This is a genomic window from Desulfothermus okinawensis JCM 13304 (assembly GCF_054654515.1).
Map to the genome: position 1 here is coordinate 19,939 of NZ_BAAIEW010000002.1, position 19,923 is coordinate 39,861.

At 32.0% G+C, this 19,923-nt stretch carries 17 protein-coding genes; 16 read left to right on the top strand and 1 reads right to left on the bottom strand.

The window, feature by feature from the left end; translation table 11 throughout:
• Positions 1-9 precede the first annotated feature (9 nt).
• The 16 genes from ACYQ0O_RS01125 (at position 10) to ACYQ0O_RS01200 (ending at position 18,892) form a co-directional block, all read left to right on the top strand.
• Positions 10-1,269 carry an ABC transporter ATP-binding protein gene (locus ACYQ0O_RS01125; protein ID WP_459889850.1) on the top strand — a complete coding sequence of 420 codons (1,260 nt, stop codon included), beginning with the start codon at positions 10-12 and terminating at the stop codon, positions 1,267-1,269.
• Positions 1,270-1,391: 122 nt separating this feature from the next.
• Entirely contained in the window at positions 1,392-2,378 is a 987-nt protein-coding gene (locus ACYQ0O_RS01130; protein WP_459889852.1) for a sulfotransferase domain-containing protein, read from the top strand.
• Between the two features lie 466 nt (positions 2,379-2,844).
• Entirely contained in the window at positions 2,845-3,762 is a 918-nt protein-coding gene (locus ACYQ0O_RS01135; RefSeq protein ID WP_459889854.1) for a glycosyltransferase family 2 protein, read from the top strand.
• 241 nt (positions 3,763-4,003) lie between these two features.
• A complete protein-coding gene (locus ACYQ0O_RS01140; RefSeq protein ID WP_075069432.1) occupies positions 4,004-4,267 on the top strand; it encodes a hypothetical protein in 264 nt (87 codons plus the stop codon).
• On the top strand, positions 4,264-5,202 hold the full coding sequence (locus ACYQ0O_RS01145) for a glycosyltransferase (RefSeq protein ID WP_459889856.1): 939 nt from the start codon (positions 4,264-4,266) through the stop codon (positions 5,200-5,202). Before ACYQ0O_RS01140 ends, ACYQ0O_RS01145 begins: the two co-directional genes overlap by 4 nt.
• Positions 5,203-5,835: 633 nt before the next feature.
• Complete coding sequence (locus ACYQ0O_RS01150) at positions 5,836-6,879, top strand: glycosyltransferase (RefSeq protein ID WP_459889858.1); 1,044 nt, start codon at positions 5,836-5,838, stop codon at positions 6,877-6,879.
• A gap of 430 nt (positions 6,880-7,309) precedes the next feature.
• Positions 7,310-8,419: a glycosyltransferase family 4 protein gene (locus ACYQ0O_RS01155; protein ID WP_459889860.1), complete on the top strand. Its 1,110-nt coding sequence runs from the start codon at positions 7,310-7,312 to the stop codon at positions 8,417-8,419.
• Complete coding sequence (locus tag ACYQ0O_RS01160) at positions 8,400-9,527, top strand: glycosyltransferase family 4 protein (RefSeq protein WP_459889862.1); 1,128 nt, start codon at positions 8,400-8,402, stop codon at positions 9,525-9,527. The genes ACYQ0O_RS01155 and ACYQ0O_RS01160 overlap by 20 nt, the downstream gene beginning before the upstream one ends.
• 70 nt (positions 9,528-9,597) lie before the next feature.
• Complete coding sequence (locus tag ACYQ0O_RS01165) at positions 9,598-10,794, top strand: hypothetical protein (protein ID WP_459889864.1); 1,197 nt, start codon at positions 9,598-9,600, stop codon at positions 10,792-10,794.
• A 149-nt stretch (positions 10,795-10,943) separates the two neighbouring features.
• Complete coding sequence (locus ACYQ0O_RS01170; RefSeq protein WP_459889866.1) at positions 10,944-12,131, top strand: O-antigen ligase family protein; 1,188 nt, start codon at positions 10,944-10,946, stop codon at positions 12,129-12,131.
• A gap of 75 nt (positions 12,132-12,206) precedes the next feature.
• The gene (locus ACYQ0O_RS01175; RefSeq protein WP_459889868.1) at positions 12,207-13,376 is read left to right on the top strand and encodes a glycosyltransferase family 4 protein; all 1,170 of its coding nucleotides are present in this window, start codon (positions 12,207-12,209) and stop codon (positions 13,374-13,376) included.
• Between the two features lie 88 nt (positions 13,377-13,464).
• Positions 13,465-14,742: a putative glycoside hydrolase gene (locus ACYQ0O_RS01180; RefSeq protein WP_459889870.1), complete on the top strand. Its 1,278-nt coding sequence runs from the start codon at positions 13,465-13,467 to the stop codon at positions 14,740-14,742.
• A 22-nt stretch (positions 14,743-14,764) separates the two neighbouring features.
• Complete coding sequence (locus ACYQ0O_RS01185; protein WP_459889872.1) at positions 14,765-16,264, top strand: SGNH/GDSL hydrolase family protein; 1,500 nt, start codon at positions 14,765-14,767, stop codon at positions 16,262-16,264.
• 11 nt (positions 16,265-16,275) lie between these two features.
• Positions 16,276-17,259, top strand: coding sequence for a lysylphosphatidylglycerol synthase transmembrane domain-containing protein (locus tag ACYQ0O_RS01190; RefSeq protein ID WP_459889874.1), 984 nt, complete (start codon positions 16,276-16,278; stop codon positions 17,257-17,259).
• Positions 17,252-17,929 (top strand): HAD family hydrolase, encoded by a 678-nt coding sequence (locus ACYQ0O_RS01195; RefSeq protein ID WP_459889876.1) that lies wholly within the window; start codon positions 17,252-17,254, stop codon positions 17,927-17,929. The genes ACYQ0O_RS01190 and ACYQ0O_RS01195 overlap by 8 nt, the downstream gene beginning before the upstream one ends.
• A 12-nt stretch (positions 17,930-17,941) precedes the next feature.
• The gene (locus ACYQ0O_RS01200) at positions 17,942-18,892 is read left to right on the top strand and encodes a UbiA prenyltransferase family protein (protein WP_459889878.1); all 951 of its coding nucleotides are present in this window, start codon (positions 17,942-17,944) and stop codon (positions 18,890-18,892) included.
• Between the two features lie 97 nt (positions 18,893-18,989).
• Here the strand turns inward: ACYQ0O_RS01200 and ACYQ0O_RS01205 are convergent, their stop codons facing one another.
• Positions 18,990-19,532, bottom strand: coding sequence for a hypothetical protein (locus ACYQ0O_RS01205; RefSeq protein WP_459889880.1), 543 nt, complete (start codon positions 19,530-19,532; stop codon positions 18,990-18,992).
• Positions 19,533-19,923 lie beyond the last annotated feature (391 nt).

Genomic DNA, 19,923 nt, shown 5'->3' on the forward strand with positions numbered 1-19,923 from the left:
TGAATTTTTATGTCAGACACAGTAATTAAGGTTGAAAATGTAAGCAAAGCTTATCGCATTGGTTTGAAAGATGAGAGGCCAGACACTCTTGTACAAACCATATTTTCCTGGTTTAAAGCACCTATAAAAAATTTTATGTCGCTCAGGAAGCTAACTAAATTTCATAATAGTGACAAATCTAAAGATATAATTTGGGCACTTAAGGATGTATCATTTGAGGTCAAACAGGGTGAGGTGGTTGGTATAATAGGTAGAAATGGTGCTGGGAAAAGTACCCTTTTGAAAATACTTTCAAGGATTACTGAACCAACATCGGGTCGGGTAATAATAAGGGGAAGGGTAGGGAGCTTGTTAGAAGTTGGCACTGGTTTTCACCCTGAACTAACTGGTCGTGAAAATATCTATATGAATGGCACAATTCTTGGTATGACCAAAAAAGAAATAGATAAAAAATTTGACGAAATAGTAGAATTTTCTGGTGTGGAAAAATTTTTGGATACACCTGTAAAACGGTATTCCTCTGGAATGATGGTGCGCTTGGCATTTGCAGTTGCAGCCCATTTAGATCCTGAAATTTTGATAGTGGATGAGGTTCTTGCTGTTGGGGATGCTGAGTTTCAGAAAAAATGTTTGGGGAAGATGGAGTCAGTGGCAAAGGGTGGCAGAACGGTTTTGTTCGTGAGTCATAATATGGCTGCGGTAGCTAATTTATGCAATAAAGGAATAGTATTAAATAAAGGAAAGGTTGTATTTCTTGGAACTGTTCATAGAGCTTTAGACTTTTATTCTAATTCTCTTGCAAAAGAGACTCCATTGGGCGTTGCAAGAAGACCCGATTATTCTTTAAATTATTTTATTGAATCTGTTAAAATTGTTGATGATAAATTTCACATTAAATCGACTTTTAAATATTGCGAGCCATTAGGTATAATTGCTACCCTGAATGGGGTAGATTTTAAGTTCTGTTTTAGCTTTTTAATTAAAAATCAATTTGGACAATGCATTTACCATTTAAGATCACAAGATTATGGACATTTTTTTTTACCAACTAGTCAAAAAAGTACTATTTGTTTGTTTGTGCCTTACCTAGGCCTTACAGAAGGCACTTTTTTTATAACTGCATGGCTCGGCGATGCTAATGATCGCGAAATTGAGGCGTGGCGTAATTGTGTAACTTTTCATGTAGTAAAGGAAAGTCCTTATAGTGGGAACTTACGCTCCAATGTTATCCCTCAGGCCAATTGGATTTTAAAAAACTCTTTAATCTAGTAATCAAGAATCAAAGGCTGCTTTATTGGGAGCATGGATGAAGTAATCCCTAAGATTATAATCGATTGTTTTTACTATGAAGACAGTCCAAAAGTTTTAATGACTGGAGAGGGATTTTATTGATGATAATGCTAAGTCTTAAAAATATAAGAGATGATGTTGAAAATTTAAAAATTAGAACCGTAGTTAAACTAAATTATTATCTAAAAAATTATAATGATATTATATGGCTAATTGGTGATGGGAGAAGTGGCACTACATGGGTATGTAATCTGATTAACTTTAGCAAGAAATATAGAGTGATGTTTGAACCATTTCATCCCAAATTTGTTAGTAGAGCAAATTTTTTAATCCCTCATCAATATGTTTGTCCAGGCAAATTAGATGATAATTTAATACGATTTGCAAGAGATGTTTTTAGTGGAAATTTTTTTCATAGAAGAGTAGATTCTGAAAATACAAAAATATTATACGAAGGAATCCTTATAAAGGATATATTTGCAAATTTATTTAGCTATGCTTTAATGTGTCATTTCCCGGAGGTCAAACCAATTCTTCTGATTAGGAATCCTTTTGCTGTAGCGCTTTCTAAGTTTAAAAAAAAGAATTGGTTCTGGTTCAATGAACCACGCGATTTATTGAAACAAACAGATTTGTACATTGATCATCTTTCAAAATTTGAAGATCTCATTTTAGAAATTAGTGAAAAACGGAATTTTTTGTTAAATCAAATATTAATTTGGTGTATAATTAATTATATTCCTTTAAGACAATTTAAATTAGGCACTATTTATGTGTGTTTTTATGAAAATATTTATTCGGATCCCATAAAAGAAATAAAAAAAATATTCAAATTTATAAAAAAATCACATATCATTATAAATGAAATTAAATTAAATGAAGCTATTAACCGACCAAGTAGAGTTGCAGGTGAAGATAGCTGTTTTTTTACTGGTAAGTCACCTATTTCATCATGGAAAGATGAAATTCCAACTGAGATAATAGAGAAGGGTTTGTATATATTGCAGCATTTCGGATTTGAAAAATTATACAAAGAAAATTTTTATCCGGATGAAAATATGTTAATAAAAATTCAAGCTAGTGTGTAAGAAAATAAAAAAACAGTTATGAAAAGCATGGGAATCTAACCGGGCGAGTTTTGGCATTCAATAATTCGTATGGGGGAATGGGTTATTTTTTAGATGCATGGGGGCATTTCTAAGCAAATATCCATTTTTTTGATAAGGAAAAAGATGCCCTTGAGGCATCCCTCTCCTAAAAATAATTTTATATTTTAGAAAGGAACAGCTATGAACATTACCATTGCCATTTGCACCTGGAATAGGGCGAAGCTGCTGCACCAGACTCTTCAGCAAATGATTAAGCTCAAACAACCCCCAAGCATATCCTGGGAACTCCTGGTAGTTAAAATAATTATAACTCCACAGATAATACCGAGGAAGTAGTCAGGGAATTTGAAGGACGATTACCCGTTAGACACATTTTTGAACCCAAACAAGAACTCTCTCATGTACGCAATCGAACTATTAGGGAAGCTAAAGGGAACTTCATCTTATGGAAAACGAGGTGGTTACTAAAAAGGTTATGGGAAAAGGACCGTTAATAAGTCTAATAATTTGCACCCGAAATAGAGGCACGGCGTTAAACCATTGTCTAAATGCACTGTCAGAGATGGAGGTGCCGTGTGAGTGGGAACTTGTCTTAGTAAATAATGGTTCCACAGATAATACTGCTGATATTATAAAAAAATTTATCCACAGTTCTCCTCTTATAAATGTCAGATTTGTATATGAATCAATACCTGGATTGGCACGTGCACGAAATAGTGGAATACGTTATAGCAGCGGTGAAATAATTGTATTTACAGATGATGATTGCTATCCAGAACCTGATTATCTCTTGCACGTGGCACAAGTGTTTAACTCACCAGAAATATCATATTTCGGCGGCAGAGTAGTTCTATATGATCCCAAAGATTATATGATAACTGTACAATACAAAAATGAAGTACAATTAATAAGGCCAAATACATTTATACCTGCTGGTTTAATTCATGGAGCTAATATGGGCTTTAGAAAAAAAATTTTTAAAAGAATTGGTGGATTTAATGAACTTTTGGGAGCAGGAACGCTCCTTCCTTCAGAAGATGTTGAATTTATTGCACGCGCCTCAGCATCAGGTTTTACCGGGGGCTATTTCCCAGGTCCTGTAGTTAAACACCACCATGGTCGAAGGAGCAAAGAACAAATACAGTCTTTGGTGCGAAGTTATCATTTAGGGCGAGGAGCTTACTATGCTTCTATGCTTTTAAACAAGAAATCAAGGTATCTGTATTTAAAACATTGGTGGTGGTCAATATCTAAATTAGATTGGGAGCGCAATATTTATGAGTTAAAGGGAGCTCTTATTTATTTTAGATTATATACGATTAATCGTTTAAAGCATAAAGAAATCATACCTGCATTTAAATAAACCAAGCTAATGATGATTAAAAGGCTAAACAGTATCTATATGCCAGTTTCTAGTGAGTTGCAGCAGAATAATAAAGTGAAACTTCAATAAAATAAAGAGAATTAAATAAGGTAAGATTATTGATATGACTGGTTATATTATATATTAAATTAATATACATAATTATCTTCAAGTTTTTTTGGGGGAATGGATATAGACAATACTATCCCTCACTAGACCACTAATTGCTGTTACAAAGCATGTGATCTACAAGGTAATGACTGTCTTTGAAGAGACAACTGCACTGTATGAACAAAAGGGAGTCATAGTTAAATCAGGTGCTATTGTGAATAAAATCTTTATTGAATATGCTTCAATACCATGGAAAAGGAGAGAAGAGTCCAAAAAGAGGAATATTACATGGGATCACTTACCAAAGTTTTATTTTACTGACAAAGAAAAGGATACCCTTAATACAGCCTCTCTTAAAAACAACTTATTATATTTTAAGAAGGAACAGCTATGAACATCACCATCGCCATCTGCACATGGAATAGGGCAAAGCTGCTGCGCCAGACTCTTGAGCAAATGACTAAGCTCAGACACCCAGAGAGCATATCTTGGGAGCTCCTGGTAGTTAACAATAACTCCACAGATAATACCGAGGAAGTAGTCAATGAATTTGGAGGACGATTACCAGTCAGACATATTTTTGAACCCAAACAAGGGCTATCTCATGCACGCAATCGAGCTATTAGTGAAGCCAAAGGGGACTATATTATATGGACCGACGACGATGTGTTAGTAGATGAATACTGGCTTATTGAATATGTTAAAGGCTTTAATAAATATCCTGATGCTGCTTTTTTTGGAGGTCCAATTGGGCCTTGGTTTGAGACCCGACCCCCAAAATGGATTCAACAAAATTTTTCTATCTTTGAAACGGCTTATGCCTGTCGCAATATCAGCTTTAAGGAATTGGTCATCGATAATGCGAAAATAACCCCTTTTGGTGCTAATATGGCTGTCAAACAATTCATTTATCAGAAAATAAAATATGACCCTGAATTAGGGAGAAAGGGTCATAGCTTGATAGGAGGAGAAGAAACAACTTTTTTCCGTTTCCTATTAAAAGATGGGTGGTATGGAATTTGGATACCCACCGCTAGAGTTAAACATTTTATAACCAAGGAAAGGCTTTCAAGAAAATATATTCGCGAATACTACGAAGCTCAGGGTCGGTTTTTGGCAATTACCGAATGTTATTCAGAAAAAAATGTAGCCTTGTTCTTTGGAATGCCAAGATGGAGAATTAGGCGTCTCATTACTCTTTACTTAAAGACTATAAGTTGCATTTTCTTTTCAAGAAATGAATATATAAAAAAATGGCAATGCTATCAGACAGAAAAAGGGCTCTTAAAAGAATATTTTAGAAATTGGTTGAAGAAGCTAATCTTTTAATTATTTTTCACTATTCTAGCTGATGGTTAACACCTCCATTGCAAAATATGGAAAAGTGCATCAAAGAGTTTGCATTGACATACTAAAAGGAGAAGACACTTAATAATCCTAGTGCTAGAAAAATTTTTATATTTTTTTGTCCTACTCTATCAGATTTAATTATTGGTCTGTACAATTATATCAAAATCCCATGTGGGGATGGTACAGGCATTGAATGGGTCAAAACTGCTTTGCAGCGTTTGATGTATATTGAATCATGATTATTAGTATTAATATGGAAAAGTGAAAAAAGTGTTTAGTTTTTATAACATATTGGAATAATCAAATCGAGGTTATCAAGAAGTTTTTGTAGTAGAAGAAGTTGAAGAAATATTAAATGCTATTAACATAGAGAGAGCTATGTTAAATTTGACTCAATGTTTACTAGAAAAGTTTTGGGAGACTTTTTATAGGAGGAACACCATATGGTTTTTTGGTGAAAGGTGATGATATAAAACAGTTTTTATCAGTGATACGGAAGATTTTTGCAGAAGGGAAAGGGTATACTATTTAAGCAAATAGAGATTACGCAATTAAAAAATTTAGTGAAGAAGTAAATTGTAAAAAGTTTGAAGAGCTTTATTTGAATTTGATATGATTAATATAAAAAAAAAGTTGGTTTTTAAAACAATTCCTAGGGGATGGCATGCCTATTTAGAATGTTATTCTAATGCCCTTAAAAAATATGGTATAGAGGTCATGGAAAGCGAAGTCTTTAATGATGATATTCTTAATGAAGAGAGTTTAACAGGTATTCATTTCCACTGGTGTGAATATTTATGGGGAGATTCTTATTTTAAGGGCATTAGATTAATAATAGGTTTATACAAATTTTTAAAAAAGGCAAAACAAGAAAATAAATTTATAATATGGACTGTTCATAATCATAGGAGGCACGATAGAGATATATTTTTAGATGAATTAGGCTATAGAATTCTTATTAAGTTATGCGACCTGATAATAGTTCATAGCTGCTGGTCTAAGGAATATATAATAAAAAAATATAAACCTAAATCTAAGGTAGTAATTATGCCTCATGGTAATTTTGGGGAATATTTTAAGTGTAATGAAGACAGATTAACTATTAGAAAAAAATATTTAATAGAAAAAAATAAACCAGTTCTAGGAATTATAGGTGCTATTCGTCCTTATCGTGGACATCTACTGGCTATTGAAATGATTAAATATTTAGAAAACACTCATCTTATCATTGCTGGAACACCTTATTGTCCTAATTATCTTTCCAATATTAAAAAAGAAATCTGTGCTCTTAATAATGTAACATTAATTCCTAGGAAGTTGTCTGATAAAGAGTACTCCGAAATGATTAAATTATGCGATATTATTTTGTTACCTTATAACAACATTACTACAAGTGGGGCGTTGATGGCTAGTTTGGGATTAGGTCGAAGTGTAGTATGTTTTGACCATCCATATTTTAGAGAGTTTATCACTCCTGGTTCTGTGACTGGACGAATAGTGGGGCATAGTCCTAAAGAGATGGCTTTTGGAGTAAAAGAATTGTTGTCAATACCTCACGTAGAGCGCAAAAAGGGCTGTTTGGAAGAAGCAAAGAAATATAATTGGGACAAAGTGGTTGTTCCTGTTGTAGCAATTTTAACGAAAGAGTGTTGTTGATAGAGCATAGAGCAAATTTTTTTACTTAGTCTTTTGGTGCTACATTGGATAGTTGTTTGCTATATTAAAGCTACAATATATATGGTGGTGTCATTTTCAAGGGCTTAGGGCCTTTTATTTAAAATTTGTACCAATTGTAGTGGAATTTGTATTTAATTTAGTAAACGGTTATATTTTTGTTGGATATAATAAAAAATAAATTGGTTTTATTTATTCCATTGTATTTCTTTTTCCCAGACTTAAGGATAGGTTATGTGTAGGTATGAAGAGGAATAATTGCCATAAGGCAAACAAAGGAAGAATGTAATGAATTTAACATTCTTAGAAAGCAAAGGATAAGTTATATTCTATAATTCCATAAAGAATTAAGAAGGATCGAAATGAGCAATGCGACACTTGTACTGAAGGAAATAGAGGGAGGTCTAGTGAGATGAAAGTCTTATATATTTCAGCAACCAATACGGCTGAAGCTGGAAATCGAGTAATGTTGACTTGGATTAATTATTTTTTAGAAAAAGGATGGGAAATTGGAGCCTGTTGTCCTTTAAATGGGACTTTGAGTTATGCTTTACAAGAGACACTAAACACAAATTATTTTCCTCTTAATACAACAATTAGTAATAACTTAAACTTTTTCTTAAACTTAATAAAGTTATTCAAGATTGTTTTAAAATTTAAACCTGATATTATTCATTGTAATTCTGAATCATCTTACTATTTATCGCGTTATGTTTGTCGCGTATTGTCAGTACCGGCAGTAGTCCATATTCGTTTTCATTTCAACAAGGATTTTTATGCATGGCTTTTTAAAAAAAAATATAGGCCGAGTTTACTATTCTTTGTTTCAAATTCATTGTTACAGGAAGAAAAAAAGAAATTACTAGACACAATTGATGAAAAAAAACTTGCTGCTCTACATAATTGCCTAGACTCTTCTTTGTTTGACTCTTATACTGACGATATATCTTATAAAAAAAATTATATCAATTTCGGATGTTATGGATCAATACAGAAAATTAAGGCACAGGAGCATCTAATCAATCTTGCTATTCTGTTTAAAAATAAAAAAGTTAATTATCCTATTTACGTAGTAGGCAGAGCTAAAGAACCTAATTACTATAATTACTGTGTTGAGCTATGTAAAAAAAAGCAAGTTGATAATTTACTTAGATTTGTGGGACACTCTGATGATGTTTTTAAATTAATGCTTTCAAATACAGCGACAATTTCAGTTTCTAGATATGAAACATTTGGGATGTCTGTTCTCGAATCTATGGCATTGGGTGTACCAGTGATTGCGTTTGACGTACCTGCTATTAAGGAAGTAGTTGGTAATGCAGGAGTGATAATAAAACAAAATGATATACAATCTCTTGCAGAGGCATGTTGCATGCTTGCTAAAGATAATATATTAAGATCTAGATTGTCTGATATGGCTCGTGAAAGATTTTTAAAACATTTTACTTCTGAAAAAATTCTACCAAAATTGGAAAGTCACTATAAGGAGTTAGTCAAGGGTTATGAAAATATTATTAGTTAGTTTAGCACCTTTCATTGGTGGGGCAGAAGTAGCAATGGAACGTTTAGCTTTAGGACTTGAATCTTGTGGATGTAATGTTCTTTGTGTATTGGGATCAAATAATGAAGTTGGAGAGAGGTTTTCCAAAAATGGAGTAAAATGGGTGTATATGCCTCTACCCTTTACTTCTAAATGGAATCTTTTTTTCTATATTTATGCTGCTCTTAAGTTTTTTTTATTTTTAAAAAAGGAAAGATTTGATCTACTGCACGTCAATGATTTGCCTAGTTTTCAATTTGTTAGTTTTGCAGCTAAATATTTAAAAATTCCTCGCATATGCCATCATAGATATATATTCAATGGAGAGGCAATAAAGTGGTTTTTAAAATTTGGAGTTGAATATCATATATTTGTTTCAGATGCACTTCGTAGAGATTTAGAAGAAGCTTTTCCCCCTTTGAAATATCAAGTAGGAGATGTTGTTTATGACGGACTTCCCATCCCGGAACAAATAGATTATTATAAGAAATTACAGCTTAGGGAATTGCTGAATTTGCCCAAAGATAAGATTATTGTGTTATTTGCAGGTCAGATAATTTACAGAAAAGGTATACAGGATCTTATCCAGGCTTGGAAACTATTAAAAGGGGATTTAAAAAACAAGGCATATTTGGTTGTGATAGGAGAGGATCTCGAGCATAGTGGAAGTTATAGAAAGGAAATGGAACGACTTGCCGAAATTTTGGGAGTAAAGGTGGATTTCAGGGGATTTCAGAAAAATGTAGATTTTTGGTTAGATGCAGTAGATTTAGTTACTGTGCCAAGTCATATTGAGCCTTTGGGAAATGCCACATTAGAAGCGATGGCCCACGCCCGACCAGTAATTGGAACTAAGGTAGGAGGTATTCCTGAAATGATTGTTGATGGAAAAACAGGGCTGTTAGTTCCACCCAAAAGTCCTAAAGATCTTTCCAAGGCCCTAGCTACATTAATTGAAAATTCTTCTTTAAGGGATATGTTGGGAAGAGTTGCTTATCAACGTTGTAAAGAATTTTTTTCTATTGATCGCCATGTAACGAATGTATTAAGAGTTTATAATCACGTAATCTCAATATATCAAAAACAATAAAAGATTATGGCAGATGAAACAAATTTTTTTATTTAAAAGTTACTGTAAGTTGTTAGATGGGTGGTTCTACATGTTATTTCTTATTTTACTTTTAGCAGGCTTGAGATGTTTTCATTATTATGGAGATTTTGTCAGAGGATCGGATGGTCAAGTTTATTATGCCCAATTAAGATCGTTAGTTTTTGATAAGGACTTGGATATTTCTAATGAATTGTTAGAACTCACTACACATCCAGAATGTTTTCCTGAATTAAAAAAAACACAGAAAATCGACAAAATTCACAATAATTATACATTTGGGTGGACATTAACTAACTTAATACCTTACTTACTTTTATATTTAATTTTAAAATTCTTTTATGCCCACTTATCAGGTTATGAAGCAATCTTTCAGATATCTCCTTTTTTATGGCAAATATTTTTACTTTTTGTCTTTTGTCGTTTACACTACAAAAAATATTTATCATCGAACCGCGATAGGCTTTGGCTCTTATTTTTGTTCTATACATTTTTTTTAGGATCAAATTTTTTTTACTATATAACAATATATCCTAATATGAATCATATATGTTCTGTTATATGGGGATTTATTTATATATATTATTTGTTAAACTTACATGAGCATAATAATAAGAATTTGATTTCATTAATGGTTTTATGTTTGTCCTTATTTATGTTAACATTAGTCCGTCCTACAGATGCTATTTATATTGTTTTATTAATGCCTATTTTATATAGGTATATTTATTCTAGACAATTTTTTACTGCTATTAAAATAGTTGTGATGGCTAGCATTGCAATTTTACTAGCTTATTTACTACAGGTTTTTATTTGGTCCATTGATTATAATAAACTAGTTTTTAATGCGTATCAGACCCGTTATCATGACATAAAGCTTTTTTCATGGACTAATCCTCATTTATTTACTTATTTATTTGGTAAAAATGGAGCATTTATTACACATCCTATTTATTTAATTTCTTTTGTAATAACTACTTTTTTGCTATTTACAAAAGACAAAAATAAGATTTTGTACATTGCTATTTTTTTAGTTTTTTGTTCTCATATTTACCTGGCTTCTTGTTGGTTTGATTGGGGTGATACCTATGGTCAAAGAGCATTTCTCTCTTTGGTACCTGTTTGTTGCCTCTCCTGTTTTTTATTTTTTAGAAAATTAAGCAATTCAATATTATTAAGAGCTTGTTTCGGACTCTTTTTTTTGTGTACTGTATACAATTTATATAATTGGGTGGCTAGCTTAACTTAATTAAAAAATCAAAATAATGGAAGGTAAAAAATCGTTAAGAGTTTTCAATAATATTAATTTTGGTATGTTGTATGGCTAAAATTTTATGGTACTTAATAGTCTATGGATCCTCGATCATGTCTTTGGTGGTCCCTTGGATAGGGGTTGTTGTGGGTTATTTTATTGTAATTCTTGGACCACAATTTATTTGGTTTTGGGGTGTACCTAGTAGACCTTTTTTCACTGTGACAATTGCTGTGATAATTGGTTGCTTATATAATACTTTATCAGGACAACTTGAGTATTCAAGACTAAAAAGTCCAATAAATTTGAGTTTATTAGTATGGTATGTTTTTATAATTTTTTCTTACTTGTTAGGACCATATTCAGATGTGACAAAAAGTTTGCCCTTGGGTTCTCAAGAACTTTTTTCAACTTATCAAAAAATTTTTTTATTTTACACGGTAGCTGTGATTTTAATAGATAACCGAAAAAAGTTTTTTTTCCTTATAGTAGTTTTTATGCTTTCTGTTATATATTTAACTTATTGGGCTAATATGCGGTATTTGTCTGGAGTATTCTTTTTGAGATTGGCTGGACCTCGATCCCCAATTGGAAGTGCATATGGCGATGAAAACGTTTTTGCTCTGTTGTTCGTAGTAGGGGGTCCATTTTTTTATTATTTTGGTTGGTTAGTTAAAAATAAGTTATTAAGAATTATTTTTTGGAGTATAGTTCCTTTTACCTGGCATGCTGTGTTTTTGACTGCTTCAAGAGGGGGATTGTTAGGAATAGTATCTACAATATTTATTGCAGCAATGCGCTCTCCAAAAAAGTTTCTAGGCCTTCTTCTTATTCCGGTTTTCTTCTTTATTTACCAGTGGCAAGGTGGAAGCATTATGAAAAATAGGGCAGAAACAATTACAAAATACAATAAAGAATCTTCAGCTCAGACGCGAATCCAAGCATGGCAAGCAGCTGTCCGGATGATAAAGGATAATCCTTTTTGTGGAGTTGGATTAGGTTCATTCTTTACTGCATTTTCTGATTATTCGGATAAAACTCCTAGAGAGGCCCATAATACTTTTTTTCAAATATCAGCGGAATGTGGAATTTTAGCAGGAATAAATTGGGTTATATTACTTTATTTAATGTTTAAAACCTTAAATAAGGCTTCTAAATATTTTAAAAATAAAGATGATTTTATGTACTTAACTTCCGAGGCGTTATTTGTCTCTTTATTTGGTTTTACAGTGTGTGCCATGTTTTTAAGTTTACATATATATGAAATATTCTTTTATTTTTGTTTATTAGTCCATTATATTTACATAAATTTAAAACAACATCTACATCAATAAATCAATGAAAATAAATTAGTAAACAGAATAAGTTGACTTTACTATAATTTTAAGAAGATCTTAAGGAAATAATTAATGAAACACTATCTCATAGCAACTGATTTTTTCCCGAAAATCGGGGGCGCACATTTCTGGATTTATAATGTTTATAAAAATTGGCCGGAAAAGGTATTAGCCATTGTACAGGATTATTCTAAGGATACAACTCTTTCTAGTTTGCAGGCGGAGTTTGATATATCTCATTTAGATGCCTCTTTGGTTTTAAAAAGAGTGGATTTATCTTTATACCCACCAACTATTCTATCAATACAAAATTTTTTTAAGGTAACAAAACTCAATTGGTTAATAAAAAAGTCTGTTAATTGTGTGCACATATTGAGGAGTATTCCTGATGGTTATTTTGCTTTATTTGCAAAATGCTTAAATCCAAGAATTAAATTGGTTGTTTATGCTCATGGAGAGGAATTTTTGGTTGCTAATAGTAGCAGAGAATATAAGTTGTTTACTAAATTAATTTTAAAGAATGCAGATCTCATAATTGCTAATAGTTTTTTTACAGAAAAGAGGGTATTGGAATTTTTTCCAAAGGCCAAAGTAAAAGTATTTCATTTAGGAGTAAATTTTAGCGACTATCAAGTGCCTAAAGAAGAAGTATTAGATTATAGTAACAAGTTAGGAATAAGAAAAAATAGTGTAGTACTACTTACAGTTGCCCGTATGGAACCTCGAAAGAATCATAAATTGGTTTTAGAGGTTTTGTCAAATTTGATTAAGGAAGGACATTCTATTGAGTATATTGTTATAGGATCAGGAGAGGAAGAAAAACGTATTAGAGAATTAGCTTATACTTTAGGAATAGAAGACAGAGTTTATTTTTTGGGTTTTGTTTCTGAAAAAGAAAAGATTTTGGCCTTTAATCTTGCAGACATTTATATAATGCCCTCTATTAAACATGGTTCTATGATAGAAGGATTTGGCATTGTATTTTTAGAAGCAGCAGCTGCTGGTATCCCTTCTATTGCAGGAAATGTTGGGGGACAACCAGAGGCTGTTAGAGATGGAGAAACAGGAATAGTAGTTAATGGTAAGAGTAGAGAAGAAGTTAAAGATGCTTTGCGTTATTTAATACTTAATCCTGAAGTTAGAGAAAGGATGGGTAAGAAAGGAAAGAAATGGGCAAAGCAACATGAGTGGAAAAGAATATCTGAGAAAATATACTTGGAATTTTTAAAAATAATGTGTTGAGTTTTTGAATAATATTTGGTTAGCTAAAACATAAAAATCTCACTTAAAATATATTTAAGCTATAAAAAATCGACGGAGAGGAGTAAAAATGGATAGAAAATTGTTAGCTACTATTTGTATTGTCATTTCTTTTTGTATGTTATGGTCTATTAAAGCAAATGCTCAAGGTAAATTTGGATTCCCTAAAACAACATGTAAAATAATGGTTATAACGGATCAACTACCAAATAGAATGAGTGAGAGGCAGGTTCGTTTTGTTGCCAGTCATTATGTTGGGAGCCAAAAATTGACCTTAAAAACTTCCAGAAGAATACGTTTTTATACAAGGCTCTTGAAAAGGCCTTTTGTTGTTCTTCATTATCATCTTGGTATTTGGCAGCAAAACCCAAGACATAAATTTATCATAGATGGGGAACATTGGGGGAATGACTGGGATTTTGTGACTACTCATGAGGATTGGTTTTGGCACAATGAAAAAGGAGAAAGGGTGTATTCTAGATCAGATGGTAAATATCTTATGAATATTGGAAATAAAAATTTTAGGGAATACTGGCAAAAATCTATACTTAGGCAAATGCAAGATGGAGAATATAATGGTGTTTTTTTAGACTCATCAAGTATTGATTTGTTGCAGTATGAAGCATCTCATTTGGATCCAAGACTCTCTAAAACTTCAGCAAAAACGAGAGAATTTAAAGAACTAGGTCACAAGACCTGGAAAGAAGCCTATGAAGATTTTATGAGAGATATCACCAATTACTTAGAAAAACATGGCTATGCTGCTATTCCAAATACCAGCGCATTATTTACAACCTGGGATGATACAGACTACTATACAACAGCTTCAGGAGCCTTTCTAGAGTGGGCCTTTGATACCAAAAGTAGTGTTGATTGGAAAATGGCCATGGAGAGGACACTTAGGCTCATTAAAAATGACAAGATTGTAATATTTCAGTCATATCTAAAAAGTGATGAAGATGTTGGAAAAAGAATGTATTATTTGGCTTGTTACTTGCTTATAAAAGGGAATTACTCTTATGTTGTTTATTTTCATAGAGGTGCATTATCGTGGTATCCAGAATTTGATATAAGTATTGGTTGTCCTAAGAAAATTTTGATTTCTTCATTGAGAGATTTACAGGTTAGAGATGGCTTATATAAAAGGAAATATGAGAAGGGAGAGGTTTGGGTGAATGTGTCAAATAGACCCTATGAGGTAGAGTTTAAAAAGAGAGTAAAACAGGTGATACCAATTGGTGGGGGACCTGTAGACAGAGATGGGAATTTCCATGGTAAATTAATGTATGAGGATGTTAAAAAAATAAAGATAGAGCCCTGGATGGGCGTTGTTTTGTTGTATAATTAGAAAATAAAAAAGGAGCAAGATAGTGACAAAGTACATTAGTATGTTGAGTTTATTGGTATGTGTTTTTTTTATAATTTCATGTAACAACTCTGTTAGCTCACCTGTGGAAGAAGATGGAATTACAATCTATTACAAAAACGATTTTGATAAATCTAAAAAAGGATTTCATGGTTCAAGGAAAGTGATACAAAAAATGATAAATGATTCTATTTCAGGGAAGTCCCTTCTGACAATTTGCAAAGAAAAATGGTCTGGTCCAATGGTTGACTTAGACATAAAGGGATCCAAAGGTCTTAAGATTGCCTTTATGGCAAAGGGAAATGATTTTAAAAAAGCCACATTGAATATGTTTGATAAAAAGGCAAATGATAATACTACCCCATATGGATATAGGTTTTTGCCAGATAATAGATGGGTTCCTGTGCTATATTATGTGGATTTATTTAGATATAATTCAAAAAATCGTGGTTATATTAGGGGTGATACTCATTTTACCAATATAAGATTTTGGGGACCAGAACCTAAAGACGGAGAGGTGAGTATAATTCTTGATAATTTTGTTGTTTATAGAGGTGATGATCATGTGCCCCCATCTAAAGTTGAGGGATTAAAGGCATATGCAGAAAGAGATGGGGTTAAATTAGAATGGAAGGTAGCTCATGACAACGTATTTCCAATGGTGTATGTGATTTCTAGATCTGGTAAGGGAGGAAAGTTTAAAAAGATTGCTGAAAATTATCGTCCATATTACATTGATAAAACAGTAGGTAGAGGAATATATAAGTACAGGGTACTTGCTTGTGATTTTCAAAATAATATTGGAGAGTGGTCAGATGTTGTTGAAGTTAAAAGTATTGCAACTCCCATTAAAAGTGATATAGATCAGTTAATTGTAGATAGAGAGAACTATATAAAACATGTAAAAAAAATCCATGAGATGGGAAAGGGAAAAGTAGAAAAAGGACTTGTTGTTATGTATGGGGATTCTCTAACCGCTCCTACTTTATATCCTCAAGTTACTGTGGGCGCTCTAGGTATATATAGGGTGAAAGCTTTTGGTTATGAGGGCATGACTACTGGTTGGGGAAAGAAAAATTTGGAAAATAGAATACTTAACAGGGTAAAGCCTGAATTTATGCTGCTTATGTTTGGTACAAATAATGTTAGGGGTGTATTAAAAGATAATGATACCTATCTTAAATGGGTTTACGATTTAATTGACACAGCAAAAAAAGCAGAATCAAAGGGAGTAGTAGTAATAATAGGCACTATCCCACCAAGAGGGTTTAAGGATCCCAGGTCACTACCAGAGGCCATGTTTAATAAAATATTAATTGAAGAGGCCAGAAAAAATAAGATTCCCGTGGCCTATGTGTTTAATGAAATACAACAAAGTGGTGATAGGCACAAATTTATATGGAAGGATGGAGTACATTGGACAGCAAAGGGAATGGAGGTGGCAGCAATGGCCTGGGCTAAAACCTTTAGACAGGTTGAATTTGTTTTAAGGGATAGACCTTAGTTTTTAAAGTCATGTCTAGTAAACTAAAATTTTTGGGCCTTTTATTATCAGCGGTGTTTTTGGCCTTATCCTTACATTCTCTTGATATCCATAATATATTGAACGCTTTTAAGCTCGCAGATTACAGGTTTATTCCTATTGCTGTGTCTGTCTTCTTGTTTAGTCTATATATAAGGAGTATTTTGTGGTCGTATCTTTTACAAGATAATACTCTATCTGTATCCAGGCTTTTTTTACATTTAATGGTGGGGCTCATGGCAAATAACATATTGCCTGCAAGACTTGGAGAATTTGTTAGGGCATATACTGTTGGAAGTGAATGGCACATAAGTAGAACAAAGGTCTTTTCTTCAATTATAATAGAGAGGGCGTTAGATGTATTTTGGCTTTCTTGTTTTGTCCTTACTGCATTTATTTTGGACCTTGATTCAACATGGCCAATGTATTTGGGGAGATTTACTTTTTGTCTTCTTATCTTCCTGTTTCTTGTTTTATTGTTTTTGTATAAATTTCAGAATAACTGTATTGAATTACTAATTTTTTTTGTCCCAAACCGTTTTAAAAATAAATTTAAGATCAATTTAGAATTTTATATAAGTATGATCTTTTCTGGTATGGAAAGCATTAAAGGTATTAGGATCTTAGGTGCATTGTTTTTATCTTTTATGTGTTGGGCATTGTGGGTGCTGTTTTTGTGGTTTTCCCTGCTTATTTTTCATATCCATATAGGTTTTTGGGAATCACTTTTATTAACTGGAATTATAAATTTGGGAGTTATGATCCCTTCTGCTCCTGGATATATAGGTACATTTCAATTTGTCTGTGTAAAAGGGCTTTCTTTATTTAATATATCAAAAGATATTGGGTTTAGTTTCTCTATCCTATTTCATTCACTTTGGTATATACCAACAACTGTAATTGGTATTATATCCATGTATTTACTTGGACAAAACATATTAAAGAAAAATTTGAATGAAATAAAAAAGTATGAATAAATTTAGTTTAAATAGTTCTATCAAAGGAATAATCTTTGATGTAGATGGGACATTATATAATCAAAATTTACTGAGAAGATTTATCTTACGAAAAATAACTATAAATTTGTTAAAATATCCTGTTAAAACAATTTACGAGATAAGAATAATTTATCTTTTTCGTAAAATAAGGGAAAATTTGAGATATAACCCTTCACCAGGTCTACTAAAGGACCTTCAATATGATATTGTAGCTAAAAAATTGAAAGTTTCAAGGAAGGTGGTTGAAGATGCTGTAGGAAGGTGGATTTATACTAACCCCCTTGTATATTTACATAGATGTAAGTCCAAGGGATTGGATGAATTTTTGAGCTTATGTGCACAAAAAGGTATTAAACTTGGGATATTTTCAGATTATCCCTCAAAGGAAAAATTAAAAGCTATGGGAATTAATGGTTATTTTAAAGCTGAGATAAGTGCAATTGATTTAGAGGTTAATTCATTTAAACCAAGTCCAATTGGCTTAGAAGTTACTTTAAAAAAACTAGGGTTGTTACCAGAGCATTCTATATATGTTGGTGATAGGGATATTGATGAAATAGCAGCAAGAAAAGCTGGTATGGGGTTTTTAAAAATTGGGCAAAAAAGTGGTGATATAAGATCCTATGGTGAAATTTTCTTTTACTGTTAAAGGGGACAATGTATGGACTTTAGAGCATACATCCAAATAGCTAGGCCTGATCACTGGTTTAAAAATGGATTTATGGTTTTAGGAATAGTTTTGGCCTTTTTTATAGAACCTGATCTAGTAAAAGAAGGTTGGTATTTTGATATACTGCTTGGCCTATTTTCTGCGTGCATGGTGGCATCAAGTAATTATGTAATAAATGAAATACTGGACGGTCCAAAAGACGCAATGCATCCAATTAAGAAGAATAGGCCAGTACCTTCTGGAAGAGTCAGTATTTTAGTTGGTTATATGGAATGGTTGTTACTGGCGGTAGTAGGGCTTGGGGTGGCTTATTTTCAGGGGACTTTGTTTTTTCTCTCTGCTTTAAGTTTATGGATCATGGGTCTGTTTTATAATGTGCCACCAATTAGAACCAAAGAAATTCCTTACCTAGATGTGCTTACAGAATCAATAAACAATCCTTTACGACTATTTTTAGGCTGGTTTGTTTTGTTACCTCACAAGATACCTCCTTTGTCTTTAACTATTGCCTATTGGATGGCTGGTGCATTTTTTATGGGGACAAAGAGGTTTGCTGAATATAGAACCATTGGGGATAAAGAAACAGCAGTTAAGTATAGAAGTTCATTTGGCTATTATGATGAAAATCGTCTACTTATAAGTATTTTTTATTATGCAATAGCATGTGCCTTTTTCCTTGGTATATTTATAGTCAGGTACCATTTAGAACTTATATTTAGTGTACCTCTTTTAACTGGCTTTTTTGCCTATTACTTAAAGATAGGCTTTAGAGAAAATAGCCCTGTACAAAATCCTGAACATTTATATAAGGAATTTGGACTCATGCTTTACCTAACTGCATGTTCTTTAGTCTTTGTATTTTTATTGTTTGTAAAAATGCCGTGGTTATATAAACTTTTCAAGATCGTTCCGTATAATATAAAACCATTATGGGAGTTTTAGGAGATTACTATAGCAGAAATAGTTAAACTTTTACATTTAGCGAGGTATTAAATATAGGTTATTTTGGATTGAAAAATTTTATTTCGCACTGAAAAAATTAGGGATAACAGTTTTTGACCCTTATAAGGCTACGATTCTTGCAAGTTAGAATAATCTTATCAACAAACCCGCAAGTATTTATTTTTTTAGTTAACTTGGCAATTTCTTTTTGAGTAAGTAACAAGTATTTAACATTATATTTATGTAGAATATTTTCTTTTTCTATACAGCTGGTTTTACTTGAGAAAAATTTTTTTAGGTCTAGTTTTCGTACTTCATTGTCAACCCAATGAACAGGATGTCTAGAAGCAATTATTTTGCCAGAAAAAGCAGGTAGATGCCAAGAAATATTTAAATTAGAGAGAACAACATCATAATGATCAATATGGGACTGAACTTTTTTAAAAAAGGTGTATTTAATTTTTTTTCCTTCAAAAATATATATAGTTTTCTTCAAAGTTGGTAAAGTTAAATAGTAAGATGGTATCAAGAATATACAAAAAGTCAAAATTGCATAAAGGAAGGAAACTCGATAATAATAAAAAATGAAAGCTAAAAGTAAAAAAGAATAAAAACAGAGCAAGCTAATTATACGACCCATACCGTAAAGACCTATGAGATAAGCAATAAAGTAAAGAAAAAGCGAGAAAAAAATACTCAGAGAAATTATAAAGAATTTTTTATCTTTTTTTGAGAAAAGAATAGAAAGAAATAGGGAAAAAATGGACATAATCAAATTAAAAAGGTTTTTTTTACCAAAAGAATAAAAAATTATACTATCATAATGGAATTTCTTGTCTCCATGAAATATTAAATCTGTGATTGAATAATAAGGCCAGAATATGGAAATTAGTATTGAAGATATAATTATTAAAACAAACAAAAAAGTACACTTATAATTTTTATCTATTAAGTTAATCAAAGAAATTGAAAATAAAAAGCTTGTTATATAAATAAAAGTTGGAAGGTGGGTCGTAATGATTAGTATTAAA